The organism is Leptothoe sp. ISB3NOV94-8A, from assembly GCF_043421595.1.
Classification (GTDB): domain Bacteria; phylum Cyanobacteriota; class Cyanobacteriia; order Phormidesmidales; family Phormidesmidaceae; genus Leptothoe; species Leptothoe turfae.
This window is the reverse complement of record NZ_JAXSQW010000001.1, coordinates 301,637-318,521: the sequence shown is the minus strand read 5'-3', so window position 1 is coordinate 318,521 and position 16,885 is coordinate 301,637. Positions and strand designations below refer to the sequence as shown.

General features: G+C 40.6%; 8 protein-coding genes. 2 read left to right on the top strand and 6 right to left on the bottom strand.

Annotated features, from left to right (window positions below):
• Nucleotides 1-92: 92 nt before the first annotated feature.
• The 4 genes from SPB21_RS01390 to SPB21_RS01375 all read right to left on the bottom strand — a co-directional run bounded on the left by SPB21_RS01390 (nucleotide 93) and on the right by SPB21_RS01375 (nucleotide 10,521).
• The gene (locus SPB21_RS01390) at nucleotides 93-1,724 is read right to left on the bottom strand and encodes a glycoside hydrolase family 9 protein (protein ID WP_499060940.1); all 1,632 of its coding nucleotides are present in this window, start codon (nucleotides 1,722-1,724) and stop codon (nucleotides 93-95) included.
• Nucleotides 1,725-2,082: 358 nt separating this feature from the next.
• A complete protein-coding gene (locus tag SPB21_RS01385; RefSeq protein ID WP_499865116.1) occupies nucleotides 2,083-5,040 on the bottom strand; it encodes a response regulator in 2,958 nt (985 codons plus the stop codon).
• An 853-nt stretch (nucleotides 5,041-5,893) separates the two neighbouring features.
• Nucleotides 5,894-7,639, bottom strand: coding sequence for a family 16 glycosylhydrolase (locus SPB21_RS01380; protein ID WP_163665162.1), 1,746 nt, complete (start codon nucleotides 7,637-7,639; stop codon nucleotides 5,894-5,896).
• Between the two features lie 335 nt (nucleotides 7,640-7,974).
• Complete coding sequence (locus SPB21_RS01375) at nucleotides 7,975-10,521, bottom strand: family 16 glycosylhydrolase (RefSeq protein ID WP_499865115.1); 2,547 nt, start codon at nucleotides 10,519-10,521, stop codon at nucleotides 7,975-7,977.
• A 912-nt stretch (nucleotides 10,522-11,433) separates the two neighbouring features.
• On the opposite strand from SPB21_RS01375, the gene SPB21_RS01370 reads away from it, so the two are divergent.
• The gene (locus tag SPB21_RS01370; RefSeq protein WP_499060944.1) at nucleotides 11,434-11,769 is read left to right on the top strand and encodes an STAS domain-containing protein; all 336 of its coding nucleotides are present in this window, start codon (nucleotides 11,434-11,436) and stop codon (nucleotides 11,767-11,769) included.
• Nucleotides 11,770-12,083: 314 nt separating this feature from the next.
• Here SPB21_RS01370 and SPB21_RS01365 read toward each other — a convergent pair whose 3' ends face one another.
• Nucleotides 12,084-13,241, bottom strand: coding sequence for a SpoIIE family protein phosphatase (locus SPB21_RS01365; protein WP_163665166.1), 1,158 nt, complete (start codon nucleotides 13,239-13,241; stop codon nucleotides 12,084-12,086).
• 191 nt (nucleotides 13,242-13,432) lie between these two features.
• Complete coding sequence (locus tag SPB21_RS01360; RefSeq protein ID WP_163665168.1) at nucleotides 13,433-13,816, bottom strand: PilZ domain-containing protein; 384 nt, start codon at nucleotides 13,814-13,816, stop codon at nucleotides 13,433-13,435.
• A 1,327-nt stretch (nucleotides 13,817-15,143) separates the two neighbouring features.
• On the opposite strand from SPB21_RS01360, the gene SPB21_RS01355 reads away from it, so the two are divergent.
• On the top strand, nucleotides 15,144-16,421 hold the full coding sequence (locus SPB21_RS01355) for a hypothetical protein (protein WP_499060945.1): 1,278 nt from the start codon (nucleotides 15,144-15,146) through the stop codon (nucleotides 16,419-16,421).
• Nucleotides 16,422-16,885: the final 464 nt, after the last annotated feature.

Below are 16,885 nucleotides of genomic sequence, written 5' to 3'. Positions count from 1 at the left end.
AAACTGTTTTAGGAGCAGAACCATATTATTAGGTAAACTTAATGGATGTTAGATATGAATTGGTAAGTATCAAACCTCCGCACGTCTCATATTTAAGCATTTCCACTAATTAATAAACCAATCAACCCAATCAGCGAAGCATTATAGTCAATGGCATATTCATTGGTTGCATAGGACTTCTCATCATCCAAATAACTCAATATACCTAGACCTTTTGGTGCAATATTATCTTGGGCATCAGAATTGGGACCTCCAACAACTAAACCAGGAATCAGCAATCCTTTAGCCCGAGCAAAAAGATGATTTACATGACGTACAGGGTTTGCCCCAACTCCCGTCACAAACGTCTGATTAAAGGGGTTTCGCCCTAAGAGAAAATGAAGTTGATCCAAAGCAGCATATTGATAGCGTTGCTCCTGGCTGATTTGATACGCATAGGCTAAAGTAATACCTTCTTCTGCGGCCAGTTTATTTGAGCCCCAAATAAAGCGATGGTTGGCTAAACGGTAACCATTATTCTCTACCCTCGTTAGAATCTCATCTGCTTTTGTTAGTAGCTTTTGGTCAATGATTGCATTCAGTTCGGATGAGCTAGGCTGGCGTTTCTGCAGTCTGTAGTCTACTAAAGCTAACGGTGATAGATCTTTCCATTCAAATAGGGTGTAGGTGATTTCTAATAAATGGGTCTCTAAATATTGCTGATACTTTTTGTTGCCAGTGGAAATATATAACTCCACTGCTGCCCAGAAGCGATCATCAAGGTCAGTTTTAAGACTCTCTTCTCGATCAATATCTGAAGCTAAGTATTTCCCAGAACCACTATCATCACCTTCATACCAATCCACTTGCATGGTTGGTTGCCCTTCTAAATACTGCCAGGCTAGGTCTGCGGAAGCCTGATATTGATCGGCCAAGTTGACATCAAATGATTCAAAGACTCGGGCCGCCATGGCCATGGCACCAGCAAGCTTACCTGTTTCAGGGGTAGAAATGCCGTAGATATAGCGGGTTTGAGCATCTTCGTCAGGTGCCATCCCAATGGGCCATTCCGAGCCAGAAAGTTTGCGATAGACAGCCCCATCAGAACGCTGCATTCGTAGCATCCAATCTAGGCCAAATTTCATCTCATCTAAAACATCAGGAATGCCGTTACCGCTTTCTGGAATGGTTAGTTGACCATCCCAAAAGAGACTAGGGTGCTGTTCGTAAAGGCTAAGAATACGAGCGACTGTTGTGGCTGTTGTAGCAACATATTTGCCATAATCTCCTGCATCATGCCATCCTCCCGTAGCATTGATCTTGTCATTGACTTGGTGCAGCGTATCTGCATGAGCTAAGTTATGATCATGCAGGTGACAAGGCGCATGGTATAAACCCGTAATAGGGTCATCTAAAATTACACCACAACGCTGTAGGTAATATGATCTTAGCAGCGATATTAGCGTCGTTTGGTATGCGTTGTCAGAGATACTAAAGGGGGCTGATTCTGCTGAGCCCGCTCGAACTATGTATTTTCCAGGTTGTTGAATATGACTAAAATCAACAGGTTGTAAAACATCTCCACTGAGGCGCTCCGACTGTACTGGCTCAGAGGGATCTAACTCAACAACTTGTTGATTATCTAAGTTTATAAGCTGTATAGGAGTTCCTTTAAGAGGACTCGATATAAAGGCGACTTTAAGCCATTGTGGATAGTATCCCACTTGGTTAAGTAATACTTTCACGGAAGAGTCTGGAGCCTGAGTGTGTCCCTTAAATTGCGGGATACAAGTAGCTAGAAAGACAGCAATAGCTAATGATAGTAGAAGTCTAAAAGTTCGCTTCATAGCTTTTGTAGTAAACTACGTTACCGAGATAATCTTTATTTAAGAAACCTATATCAATCGGATGAAGATATTCATCTGATTTCATTGTCCACAGCCATCGCTATCCAAAGCTTTAGCCGATAATTCATGTGGTGGAAATGAGCACAAAGCTATAACTAAGTTCTTATGGAATCCATTGACTAAATGTTGTAGCTGCACTGCTATTAGATTCCCCAAAACAATTACTTTTTTATCGTTATCATTAATAGGAGTATTTTTAGACCTGAGAAGATTGAGATGCAATATTGTCGTTTTGATCGATGATAGCTTGAAGAAGCGTTATCCCCTCATTAAGAGCTATTTCAAGTTTGATTACAGAGCTGGCCAGGGCAATATTGCCAGCACGACTTTCATTTTCGATATATTGACACAACCGCTGAACTGTTACTAATCCTAATGCTGCACTACTTGACTTTAGGGTGTGGGCTGCATGTTGAATCTGCTGAGCATTTTGTTCATCAATAGCCTCTTTAAAGGCTTTGATTAACTGCGAACTTTCTTTCAGATATATATCGACAAATAATTTTAATTTTTCAGATGCCAAACCACCTAATGGAGCTAGTGTTTGCTCTAAGCGGACTCTATCTAGATCGGTCGTTTTTTCAGCAGTCGTTAGTTCTGCAGACGTTTTCGGAGAGTTATGAGCTAGTGGATCTTTGATATGTGCAGCCGTACGTCTGTCAATGGGATACTCTTCTAAAGCTTTTATCAGGTTGTCAATATGAATAGGTTTACTGATATAGTCATCCATCCCTGCCGCCAGAAACTTCTCTCGGTCCCCTGTCATAGCATTGGCTGTCACTGCAATAATGTAAGGCTGCTCATTTTCGGACCATGATTGTCGAATCATCTTTGTTGCAGCTAGGCCATCCATTTCTGGCATCTGAATATCCATCAAGATGACGTCATATGTTTGGCGCTTTAGGCAATCGAGAACTTCCAATCCATTACTAACCAAATCTGGACGGTATCCCAACTTGGCCAGCCATTGTTTGGCTAGTTGTTGGTTTACCATATTGTCTTCGGCTACTAAAATTCTGCATGGCAACCTTTGTGCCATTGTATTGTCTATCTTGTTATCCTTAGTTAAACCGGAGTGGTAAGTTACTTTACCCGTAATGCCATGGGTCAGGGCATTATATAGATCATTCTGTCGGCATGGCTTATTTAAAAAAGCAACAATTCCCGCCCGTAAAGCCTTTTCCTTGAGGTCATGAGTACGAACAGATGTGAGCATTACCATCGGTAAGTTAGGACACTGAAGCTTCAGCTTTGGAGCCAACATTAAACCATCTATACCTGGCATTTGCATGTCTAGAATGGCCACATCAAAAGGCTGTTCTATTTGCCCAATTACGCCTAAGGCTTCGTAGCCTGATCGGGCAGGAAATACCTCCATTTTCCATTGCTCTGCTTGATGGGTAAGGATCTTGCGATTAGTGTCATTATCATCCACAAGCAATAACCGTTTACCTTTAAGTTCAACCTTGGGTAGTTCTAGATTATTCTCTGAAATGGACTGGGCTTTGATAGTAAAGAAGAATTTTGATCCCTTATTTAGCTCACTTTCAACCCAGATTTCTCCTCCCATGGCATGGCAAAGACGTTTGCTAATTGCCAGTCCTAGACCAGTGCCTCCATATTTACGTGTAGTGGATGAATCAACTTGCTGAAATGCATCAAAAAGAGACTCGACTCGATCTGCAGGAATTCCAATACCGGTGTCACTTACGCAACAGCGAATAAGATATAAGAGTTTATCAGATGAGTTCACATCTAATATAGGCTCCGCAATAACCCGAATAACAATTTCGCCTTCATGGGTAAATTTGACAGCATTGCCTAATAAATTCACTAGGATTTGGCGCAACCGGGTTACGTCCCCAACTAGGCTAACAGGCACATCCATGTCAATTTGGTAGGTCAATTCTAATCGCTTTGTTGACGCCTTTGGTGCGACTAGGTCCAGACACTCTTCAATACAAGATCTTAGATTAAAAGGGCATTCTTCTAAATCTAGCTTGCCAGATTCAATTTTAGAAAAATCAAGAATATCGTTGATAATACGAAGCAGACTATCACCGCTATGACGAATAGTAGAAACAAAACCAATTTGCTGATCATTCAGATCGGTATCTAGTAATAGTCCCGTCATACCAATCACCCCATTCATAGGCGTGCGAATTTCATGGCTCATGGTAGCCAGAAAATCACTTTTTGCCTGTGCAGCTTCTTCAGCCGTTTCCTTTGCTTGTTTGAGAGACTGCTCACGGGTAACTACTTCGTAAGCCATATGCTGAAAAGCACGGGCAAGTTCACCAGGTTCATCTGGTCGTTTAGCAATGGGGTTTCGACTAGTAAATTTCTGTTGCCAGTCGTCTAAAGTGGGAAATTCATTTCCACGAATTTGCTTTGCTAAATGAGTTAGTTTCTTGAGGGGGTGCACCACCTTTTGTTTTAGTAGGCGATTCATAAGGAATATGATGGTGGCCATCATGCCAATAATGACGGTCATGACCAGCTTCAGGTAATGGTAGCCTTGTTCTAGTAAGGTATTAGCAGGTACATAGATAGTTTGAGCAGCAACCACCTCGTTTATTTGCCAGTTATATCCTTGTTGATTACCATAGGTCGCTATCATGCTTTGGGGAGCATCTTCGACACGGCCATGACATTCTAAACAGCTACTTTTTTTAATCGCTAAAGGACGAGCAATATAAAAAAGCTTTTTACCGTCCTGTTCTCGATACCCACTGAGTTCGTCAGGGGCACTATCCTGACGGAAAATGTTGACTATATCGGTTTCAAACTCATCAGCCTGGTCCCTAGGATTTGATGGATTTAATGTAGCCTCTTTATATAGGAAGTTACTGTACTCAGGAGATTCTCGAAAATGTTCAAATACTTCTCTAGCACCATATGCAGGTACAGTTTCTCTAATAAATGAGCTAGATTGAGCTAACTGATCAGCTAGTTGAGGTTTGATGCTTTCGCTTGTATAGTTGCGCACGGCATTCATGGTCTGAATCATCATGTGTGCTCGTGCTTTGATCTCGGCTTTGGCCAGTTGTTGCATTGCATTAGAGAGTGCAATGCCGCTGATAACAGTTCCACCAATAAAAACAATCGTGAAAAAAAGTGTGAACTGTCTATTTAGCGTTTGATTTTTGGCCATTGGTTGACAAATAAGTTTTTTTATAGGTTCTGATAGATTTGTAATTCAGAGCGATCTTACCTATTGCATTGTTGTGAGGTTAAAGAGTTATGCATCACTTAAAGTAATTTCTTCTAGGGCTAGTAATATTTTCGATTTCACGACTGAAAATATTACTAGCTGTAGGCGAGACGATCTTAAATAATAATGAGTTATCTCCCAGGAGGTTGCCGTGACTATCTCGTAGAGCCACTATATATTCGTATCCACCTAAGGATCTGTTAAGAAACTACTTCATGGTTTAAACCGGAAAGGCTTGTTAAACCGTGATTTAAAGGATCAAAGCCATGATTTTAATTTTTAACAAGTCCTAAGCACAGTTTCGATTAGTCGTCCCCAAAGATAAGCCTGTGAATAAGACCATTAGTCACGTAAGATTTACATTATTCGATAAAAGCAGCAACTTAAGACTTTTTATAGACAATCACCTTTTCGTCTTTAGAACCTTCAGAAAAGTCATTTCTATCTATTTCTATGTATAAAAGTGAAAGAATCTTATCAGTTATAAAAATATAACTTGTTCATGTATGCTAAAGCTGGGTGGTTATTCCCAAATAACGGCAGACTTATAAGTAACATATTGTTTGGAGTGTTCAGTGGTTTAACGGGCCAACCGTAGAACAAATAGACGACAATAGTAATACTGAATGCATTCAGAAATTTGCTACGCATATAGTCATTTACCTCTAAGCCTTCTGGAGATTATCTATACCTTGAGCTATGCTATATCAAGCTATATTTATCAATCTATAGCGCAGGATTTATCATATAAAAAGTCTGCACTATAGATTTTCTATAGAAAATTAATCAAAAACTATACAGCTACCGAATCAGCAATCTTGAAAAACTGATTAGATAGACTCAAGTCAGTTACATTTTCCACAATACCAATCAGTTCATTCTGTCTTGCTGTCTTCAGATAAATTCCAATACCTTGCTCTAAGTCCTCTGCAGTAGCTTCTAACAAATAGTCATCTAAAGACCCGTGTAGTTGGATTAAATCATTCTGTTTATAGTTGAAATCACTGATAAGGGCATAATCATATTCACCTAATGAAAGATTATCCCCATCATCGTAGAATGCGCTAGTTGTATCGCCTAAATAAAAGATATCAGCGCCTTCACCACCAGTCAGGATATCAATTTCATTGATACCGACCAAGGCTGTTCTAGTTGATGCATTGATATCAACGCCTATCAGGCTATCTCTCCCTTTATCACCAAATAGCTGATCGTTTCCTAGACCGCCCTGGAGATAATCATGGCCAAAATTTCCCTCTAAGAGATCATTACCTGCCCCACCATCAAGGTGGTCTTGTCCCAGTCCACCATCAAGCTCATCATCACCAGCGCCACCATTGAGGATGTCACGACCTCGATCACCAAAGAGATAGTCCTCACCGTCTTCACCATTCAGGTGGTCTTGTCCCAGTCCACCATCAAGCTCATCATCGCCAGCGCCACCATTGAGGATGTCACGACCTCGATCACCAAAGAGATAGTCCTCACCGTCTTCACCATTCAGCTGATCATGCCCCCACCCACCATCAAGATGGTCATTACCTGTACCCCCATCAAGTTCATCATGCCCTTTATAGCCAAAAAGCTGGTCATCACCAGTACCACCATCTAAGATATTCTTTCTCTCACCACCATTCAGGATGTCATTACCGTCTTCACCATATAAATTGCCTATTTTTGAGAGACTTAAGACATCGTCACCCGCTCCGCCATAAATATCGCCTCTAGTACGACTTAAGGTATCGTCACCTAGTCCACCATGTAAGATACCTCTTTTATTTTGATATACTCGGATGTAATCAATGTCATAGCTGCTAGGGAAAAGGGTTGTATGATCCGGATCTCCTGGCCAGGAACCACAAACGGCTAAATTTGCTAATAAGTACATGGCCTGTTGAGGAATGTTCCCAGTAATTGTGAAGGCTTTTTGGCCATCTACAAACCAAGTGATTCTTTCGGGAGTCCATTTCACTGCAAAGGTATGCTCTCCTTCCGAAAAATCTATTCCTGAGACAGAGTTACCTTCCATGGCATTACCGTTGGGAGCGTCAGGGTCTTGGTAATGCAGTGTCCCATAGACAGTATCTGTCTGGTGCCCTAAAAATTCCATAATGTCAATTTCAGGAGGCCATTCACCTGTGCTTGGCAACATCCAAAAGGCGGGCCAAAGGCCCTGTCCAACCGGTAGAGATGCCTTAATTTCCATATAGCCATAGGTAAAGGCAATCTTGTCATGCCCGGAAATCATCCCTGATGTATAGTCAAAGAACAAATCTTTGCCCTGCTGTGCCAGGAGATATTGATCAACCCCTTCAAAGGCCTCAAGGGGTTGATCTAATTTGTTAGCACTTATACTGAGCGTTCCATTTGCTACAGTCAGTGCTTCATCGACATAATACTGTGCTTCGTCATTAAAAGTGTTGGTGCGGCTACCATAGTAGTAGGTTGTATTCCAGTTATCCTGGTTGAGTTCTGAGCCGTCAAAGTTATCTTCAAAAACTAAATCCCAGTTGGTTAGGATAGATGGATGATTGACCACGATCGTTCTTCCTGAATGCCTTGTACTTAGAAAATGTATCTGTATGATCGATTGTGCACATAGCTGTTGCTATTTCTAGCTTTCAGCGATCACCGACGTTTTGAACCATGTGCGCCTATACGTTAACTGCACATTATTTAACCAGCCCTAATCGGGCAAGGATGCTGATAAAGAATCAAGGAGAGCGGTGATTACAAGATTAGAAATGTTGGGGCAAATCTGATATCACCTTTCAACCTTCCTTGAGATGTCACGATTGTTGGGTGAAAATAGACATTCTTTAGGGTAGCAACTTATCGCTCCTCTATTGTTCCTTCACTCTGGGAGCAATTACCCTATGCTATGAATGAGAAACCGGTGTTAAAGTCATTAACCACTTGCTGATCTAGAACAGCAATTAACTCATCTTGGGCTGTCGCCGTTCGATACCATAGCTCAGTAGAGAAGCCATCAGACGAAACTCCTAGCTGATAATTTAAGGCATTACCAACCAACTGAATTTGATCATTCTGTGACAAGTTAAAGTCTGTAATCAACGCATAGTCAGACACACCATCCAGCAGCAGCTCACCATCATCATAAAAGACATGACCCGCTTCACCCAGGACAAAGAGATCTGCACCACTACCACCAGTGAGGATGTCAATTTCTCCTAGACCTGCATTTACTATATCGGTGCCTGTGAGCCTATCATCGCCGCTACCGCCCAAAAGCGTATTATCTCCATAACCACCTTGCAAGACGTCATTACCGGCTTCACCAGCAATGTGACCCAAGGCCTTTGAGAGAGTGTCATTCTTAGACCCGCCATGAAGAGTTCCTTCTTTATCCTGATAAACGCGAATGTAGTCAATCTCAAAGGCGCTGGTTTCAGGAGTGGTCTCATCGGGACTGCCAGGCCAGTAACCACCTACAGCCATATTGGCTAATAGATACATGGAGACATCAGGAATGTCATGGTCAACGCTGTACAAAGCTTGATCATCTACGAACCAGGTCAGTTCAGTGTCTGACCATTCCACACCAAATGTATGGAAGCCAGCAGAGAAGTCCATACCGCTAAAGGTTTGTTCTCCTTTCTCAGAGGCAATACTTCCATTATCGTCCGTGTAATGGAGACTGTTGAACACAGTGTCAGTACGGTGTCCCAGAGTTTCCATAATGTCGATCTCAGGGGGCCAACCGCCATGGGTAGGTAGCATCCAAAAAGCAGGCCATAAACCTTGCCCCGCAACAACTTGCGCCCGCATCTCCATATAGCCATAGGTAAAGGAATAGTTGTCGTCACTGTTTAGGATGCCGGAAGTATAGTCAAAGGTTTTAACTGGATCAAAGCCAGCAGCCGTGTCTTCAACATCAAGGGTCAGGGACTGATCAACCTTTTGACTAACGATACTCAAGACACCGTTGTTAAAATCAAAGGCATCATACTCTACGCCGTTAATAACCTCATTGTTTCCTACATAAGCCTGATGTTCACCATTCCAGGGGTTAGTGCGACCACCGTAGACATTGTGACTATATTTGGTGCTCCACTTGCTACTGTCCAGGGTAGATAAATCAAACTCATCACTAAACACTAGTTCCCAATCACTATTGTTAGCAGGATGCCAGGGGGATTGATTAGGCTCATCGGTGTACTGGAAATAGGCAGCATCTAACACCAAGCTTTCAGGAGACAGATGCTCCACAACTGCAATCAGTTCATCCGTGTTATCCCAAGTTCCATTACCGTCAGTATCTTGATAGATACCGGCTACATTCATACCAGAAAAGGCAGCTTCCAGACCAGATGGTAAATCTGCCATCACATAGTCACTGTCCGTGCCATTTAGCTGAATCGTATCTTCGAAGCGGTTAAAGTCTTTAATTAGGGCATAGTCACTGGCACCATCGGTGGTTGCATCGCCGTCATCGTAGAACACACCGTTTGCGTCACCCAGAACAAACACATCATTACCGGCTCCTCCCACATAGGTATCGATGCTGTTAGCGCCCATGGCACTTGTTGCATCGGTCTCAACACCTACTAAAGTATCATCACCATCTTCGCCGTATAGAATATCATTTCCTAGTCCACCGACAAGACTGTCATTTCCATTACCACCATCAAGGGTATCGTTCTCGCCACTTCCCCGTAGATTGTCATCACCATCGTATCCATAGATATAGTCATTACCGGTATCACCATTAATGGTGTCGTTGCCGGTACCACCATTTAGATAATCATCTCCCTCATTACCGGAAATGGTGTCGTTACCAGCTTCACCAAAGACAGTGTCGTCACCGCTATTGCCTTCTAAGGTATCATCACCATCCCCCCCAAAGATAGCGTCATTATGTTCATCTCCCTGGATAAAATCGTCACCACCATTGCCGTAGAGGGTGTCTTCATCTTCACCACCGGAGATTTCATCATTGTCGTTACCACCAAAGATGCGATCTCGACCACGACCACCCCTTAACTTATTGCGACCGCCTTCACCAAAGATTTCGTCATCACCATCATCGCCATCGATCTCATCGTCGCCATTACCACCAAAGAGTTTATCGTTACCCTTGCCACCCCGGATTCGATCACGACCATTGCCACCAAAGATTTCATCATCGCCATTATCACCGTCTATTTCATCATCACCCTCGCCCCCAAAGAGTTTATCTTTGCCACGACCACCAAACAGCCTATCGTTGCCTAAACCACCATAAATCTCATCATCACCATCGTCCCCAAACAATGTGTCATTGCCGTTATAACCATAAAGTCTGTCATTTCCACCTTTACCGCGGACTTCATAGTCAACATTATCTTCCCATCCGCCCCAAACATCATCATTATCAGTGAGATAAGAGATTATTTTTTTAATTCTGGCAGATATAGACATAGTAAGTCTTCTTTACTAATAAACATTTTAGGAACAAGTATTATTCACATACTAATAATGTAAAAAATTATACTTTCCTCTACAACACTCATTAAAAAAGGTCCTGAGCCAAATGTCGTGAGAGAGATCTTCTATATAGGAGGTTATCGATTGTTTTAAGAGTATAAACCTGCAAGTTTATACTAAACTATCTGCAAGAGATTCTAGGTGGTATTGTCTATTCGCTTGTAATTTTTCAGTTCATTCATGCCTTGCTTTCTTAAAATAATGCAGCGGCTAACTACACAGTATTCTAGACGTGATTTTCAGCGTTTCAGGCAAAATACATCAGCCTGAAGATGGTGAAAGTGAAATATAAGACCTAAAATAGATTCCTATGGGTTGGGGCTAGGATTCAACGATTTAGGGCTAATTTCATCGATTAGTCGAGGATCACTCCCTTGCTTTGAATACTTCTAGAAAGGAATTTTAAGGCTAGGACGATCAGGGAAAATACTCTATTTTTAGATTTTTTTGACATGGGATAAGCTTTTAAGCTTTCTCTAAGCAATTTAGCCAAATTATTCCATCAGGTTGAACTAATATCAAAAATTGGGCACGCTAGAAGTGCTAACAAAAGTTGAACCATTTTGAAAAATGGGAATCATCTTAATATAGAATAAAGACTCTTATTTTTGAACTTGTCGCGAGGCTATTTTTAGATTTTAATTACTGTGAGTGTTAGATTTAGGCTGTCGTCTGAGAATCAGTGATTTAAAACTCACCTATTTTTGTTGGCAAGATTAAAAAGCAAGTTAATAGATTGTTTTTTCGATTACTTTGTGGATAAATAAGATTTGATGATTCTCACATTTATGTGGAGACATCATTTTATTGTTTCTAGTTCAATTATCGGTTGTCACATAGCTTAAGATGACAGAATCTTTACCACAAAAAATGTCTGGTGTTGAAGTCACTCAACTTAAAGGCATCGTTGATACAGCTAATAGCAGTACGATAAAGAATCAAATTACCGACATTGTTAATACGGGAGTCAGTACAATTTTAATTGATTGTAAAGACATAACCTTCATGAATAGTGCTGGTTTAAGCACGCTCGTAATGCTTTTAAAGTTGTCCAAACAAAAGGGAATACGTCTCTGTCTATGTAGCATTCAAGATCAAGTTGAATTACTTTTTAACTCGACAGGTATGGATCGTGTTTTCGAGATTTTTGAAGATACTCATGCCTTTTTCCAGACTCTCTAGCATCTTAGAGATTTCCCCTTCCGGGTGATAACTTGAGATTTTGAAAAGGTTACCAGTTAGTTTACTGAAGTTTATAACCCAGGTGTAATTAGTTACTACACAGCAGTCAGCATGGCATAGCTTATGCTAATTTACAAGCTATACCATGCTGCTTTTGATATATGACATGGATTTATTTTGAGATTGGTTGAATAACTATGATGTCACCGATAACGAACAAGCTGTTGATATAATCCGCAGAGACGCCTTATGAAAAGTCTAGACATCTAAAAATAAAATTCAACGAAAATCTCTTTCTAAGGAGGAGTAGACTTTTAAAAAGAGATTTTCACTATTGAGCAATCATCGGAAAAGTTATCGATATGATGATGTTGCTTTAGGTTATCTAATAGTTCAGCAACATTGTAAGCTATCTTTTTATTGTTAGTCAGTAACCAATTTTGAAAGTCTTCTACTTTCCAAATACTTCTATCATCTAACTGTAGCTCATAAGCGCCATCACTGAATAGATATAATTCACTCATAGGCTCAATCAACTCTTTCTCACTATAATACGAGGCGTCATCTATTATTCCTACTGGAAAGGTGCCCTTTTGACCGATAAGTTCTGCACTAGCACTTTCTTTACCATTGTGAGCAATTAAAATGGGAGATGGGTGTCCGGCATTAGCGTAAGTCAAGATTGAGGTTTTAGAATTATAAACGCCATACCACATAGTGAAAAAACGTGGATTGTCCAATTCCATCTGGAAAAGCTGATTTAAGGCCGTTAATACACTCTCAGGTTGGTAGAAATCTGCATTTGGTAACGCTTTAGATCTCAAAACATTATGGATTGAAACAGAGGGTAAAGCGGCACCAATACCATGGCCAGATACATCTAACAGATAGAACATAAAGTTCTCATTATCCAGCCAATAATAGTCATAAAAATCTCCACCCAAACGGCTGCAAGGCAATAAGCATGAATCAATTTCAAGCTTTCCTATACATTTTTTAGGCAATAAAGATTGTACATACGAAGCAGCCTGTGCTAATTCTTGATCAATAAAATCCTGTTGCTTCCTTAGTTTTTCAGAGTGCGCCTTTAGATCTTGTTTAGCCTGATAAAATCGTAATCCTGTTTTCATCTTTGCCTGAAGCTCAGTGGGTTCAAGAGGCTTAATCAAAACATCGTCAGCTCCGGCTTCCAGAGCTTTTATACGTTCTTCTATTCGAGCACGGACAAGCATAATAAAATGAGCATCTGAGAGTTTTTTATGCGCCTTAATATATCGACAAATTTCTGTTCCTGCTTGGTCTAGACCTGTTGATTCACAGATAATAAGCTCGGGATAATGCTCTTCTGCTAATGTGAGTGCTTCCTGGCTGCTAGAGGCAATAAATGTTTCATACCCCTGTTTCTCTAAGATAGCTCTCAGGATACATTGATTAATATGACTTTTTTCAATTAATAAAATTTTGTACGTCATGATGCCCTGATTTGCTTATGTAAAGAAGTCAAAAACCTTACTATCAAACAAGGGCTCCCATAAAATGACGGCCTAGGTTTTTAAGCATTCTTGATAGAGACACCCACACAGTGCGTTACCCCCTCTACCCCTAAGTCTACAGAGTTTTCCTGTTGGAGATACTCATATATTAAGAATGCCCGTGTATTAATCTAAGCAACTAACTGATGGTTCATACGACTGAAATTAGAAGTTGAGCGTTGAAAATTTCGCATTTCCATAAGAACATCAAGCTCAACTGACGAAATTTTGACAAATTCTAGACCCATTTCATAAACTGCATAGGAATGGTTTTCTGCATCGCTTACCCATACAACTTTTACAACAGGAGTAAATGTAATACAGTCAGAGACAAAAAACTGCAAATGAAAACAACTATCAATAGGTAATTTTTTATCCGCATATATCCTGACACCACCTTGACTAATATCAATCGTAGGCATCAGTCTGCTACTATAGCCTGGAAGTTGACAAAACATGGCTAACGGCTGCCGCGCAAATTGTCGACGGTTTGTGTTAGTTGTTGTTTCCAACATAGTTTCAAAAGGTATGAGTGCTTGCTTATATTCCCTAAAAAGCTTCTGGGCGTTCGCCTTGAATGGCTGTTAGCCTAGATTAACTGATTAGAAAGGAGAATGATTCTAGTGAACTGGTTACGATTATCTCTCAATAGTTTGAGAGATAATCGCATATTCAAATCTAACGACAGAAAATAATGTATCAACCTGGCATCATGCATTGTAGAAACTCAGCTAGTTTATCAAGCTCTACATGACAACTGTTTGCTGAATGATGAAGTCGAACAAGCATAATAGAGAAATAATTTAGGCTACGGCTAACAGTAGAAGATTGCTACCAACGTTTTGGCTAACCAAAACTCTCAGCCTAAGCGATGATCTTTCTCTTAAATAAAATTATGAGAAAGATTCCTGAAAAGGAATCTTTCTCATAACGTATATAGTTGATGCTGTTGCAACATGCTTCTTTCTCAAGAACTCTCTTATAATTTTGGTTTTGGAATTCTTAGATGGCTTGATCCAGGCACCCTTAAAAATGAGACTCTTTGGGGACTCGCAATCGATATTAAGAGCTTTAGTGACATTGATCAAAAAGACTTAATCTTTCTCATATTTTCTGAAAGTTAGAGATTGGATAATGTTGGTAAATTCTCTAGCTATCCACATGACATCATAAAGAGCCAGTCTGGTTTTATTCTGCCTGTGAATATAATGCACCCATGTAAACCGATGAGCTCGGTCAGGCTATTGTATGTAGTGAGATGACTATAGTAACACCTTAGTTACTGCTAAACCCTGATAATAAATTGTCTAGCTACCGCTATCACAAGTAGCGTAGATGCTAGGCAATTTGTAGCAATTGTCGTCATTCTAATGTATTAGTCAGAAGACTTGAATCCGAAAATTCACAGATTTTTCAAGTACTTATTTATTTTCTCAACACAGAATTAGTTCTTTTCTACAGTGATTTCTTTTGTAAATGTTTTTGGCTTTGTCTTTCAAAGATCTTTTCTTTAGGGGTTACTACGAATCTTTTAAGCTTTCTACTATTCCAATTCTATGCTTAAGCTTAGCTTGGCTTTTGGGGAAAGTTAATTACAGCAAAGATCTAAGCGTTTCCAACTCTTGTTCTAAGCTAGAAAAATCTAATAATATTGTTTAAATTTCATTTAATGCTTCATTCCCTTAAACTCTTAGATTAACTTATATTATTTAGGTGCAACTAAAAGTATTTAGGATGTTATTTAGCCGTTCTTCCCTCAAAGTATTGAGATTTTATAGCTTTGCTTGGGGACGGTATTTCATGCTCTGTATGCTTTGTGTTGGTGGGATATTACCTAAATCTGTGTGGGCTAATACCTCTCATCACTCTGATATAGATCTCCGTAGCCTACAAACTCGTACGGTTTTTTTTTCTAATTCTGCGAAATCCTCGTTTTTAGAGCTAGAACCAACTCTTGAAGTTACAAGTTCCTCTGTAAATACCTTATCTATTTTAGAAATTTCAGAACATTTTCAAAGTAACTTTCTAGATACGAGTTTCGAAAATGTTCACCCTAATGTTCTATATCTGGCTGCTCCAGAAAATTTAAATCCTGGGCTGTATGTCCCATTGCCAGTTGAATCATCACCAACCCCACTGACTCCAGACTCGATTGACTCTGAACCGGTTACTCCAAGCACTGAAACAACTGAAGGTGACTCTGAACCGGTTACTCCAACCGCTGAAACAGCTACCACTGACACGACTCCCTCTGTCCCTTTTTGGGAGGTTGAGGGTTTGACAATTAATCTATCGGATGCTTTTAGTAATTTTGATCAGGGTAACCGAATTATCGAACCAACTGTGACAGGTACTTTGCCCAATGGCGATCCTCTTTCGATTACAACGGGTTTTAATAGATATGCCCAACCAGATGTCAATACCGTTTTCAATATTCCTCTCAAAGCAGCATGGACACGGGAAGTAGGTGATTTTACAACGACGACCGGAGGAGGTATTGACCTTTTTAACCGTCTGCCTGTTGCTATTAATCTGAATGCAAGTACGTCGGTCCCCATCGGTAAGAAAGCTACACTTTCGTTTTTTGCAGACTATGGGCCGTATAAGTTTAATGCCACTACCCTAAATAATCAGATCAAGGCCCTGCGATATGGCCCAAATTTATATTGGCAGATTACTCCTGATATGTACCTTTTCTCCCTAGTGCGGTGGGGTCGTTATAACGATGGTAATCATGAGCAGCAATCGTTTAGCCGACTAGAAAAGAAGTTTGGAGATTTTCATATAGCAGGTAACCTGTTTACTTGGAGATATCGAGAAGATGCTGAATTGGCTAGTGGCTACTTTTCACCTTCTGACTTTTTGGTTGCGAATGCTGAAATTGGTTGGAAAGGAGAAGTTTTTGAATGGCTAGCCTGTGGAACAGCAGCTTCTTGGGGGCAACAACGATTAGGGGGGAGTTGGTCATCAGCCTATAGCTACAATGCAAAATGCACGTTTGAAATAACAGACCATTTAGAAATGGATCTGGGCTATGCCTTTAGTAATGTAATTGGCCAGACAGGCGGCAGCGCTTTTAATAACCGTGCAGTTACTGGGCAAGTGCGTGCCAAATTTTAATTTGGAGGCTCGCACAGAATTTCATGTTTGTTGATGAGCCGATGTAAAGCTGCAAACTTTGATAGAGGGTATGTTCAGAGTTCGACCTCAGTAGATAGTCCCCTAACTGTCAGATATCGAAGGCCTCCTCCCATCCCCGAATTCTGAGGAAGACTGTACTCAAAGCCCTCAGAATTTGGAGTTTTGGGTGGATTTCAAGAAATCAAACCGTTTGTCCCTATCTTATAAAAGATTGAACTACCCACTTATATAGCTGGGTGCACATAGTTCAAACTGTGTATGTTCGCTGAAAGCTTTAGGATATAGCGGCTGCACAGCAAACCGCTGAATGTCTTGAGCGGTTTGCCAGCGTCCGTTCGATTACGATGAACGGCTTTGAAATATCAAGTACCAATAACTCACTTTGCGTGTAATCGATGAATATATTTCGGTTGCCAAACGCTTGATTTACAAGGTTTTATGTC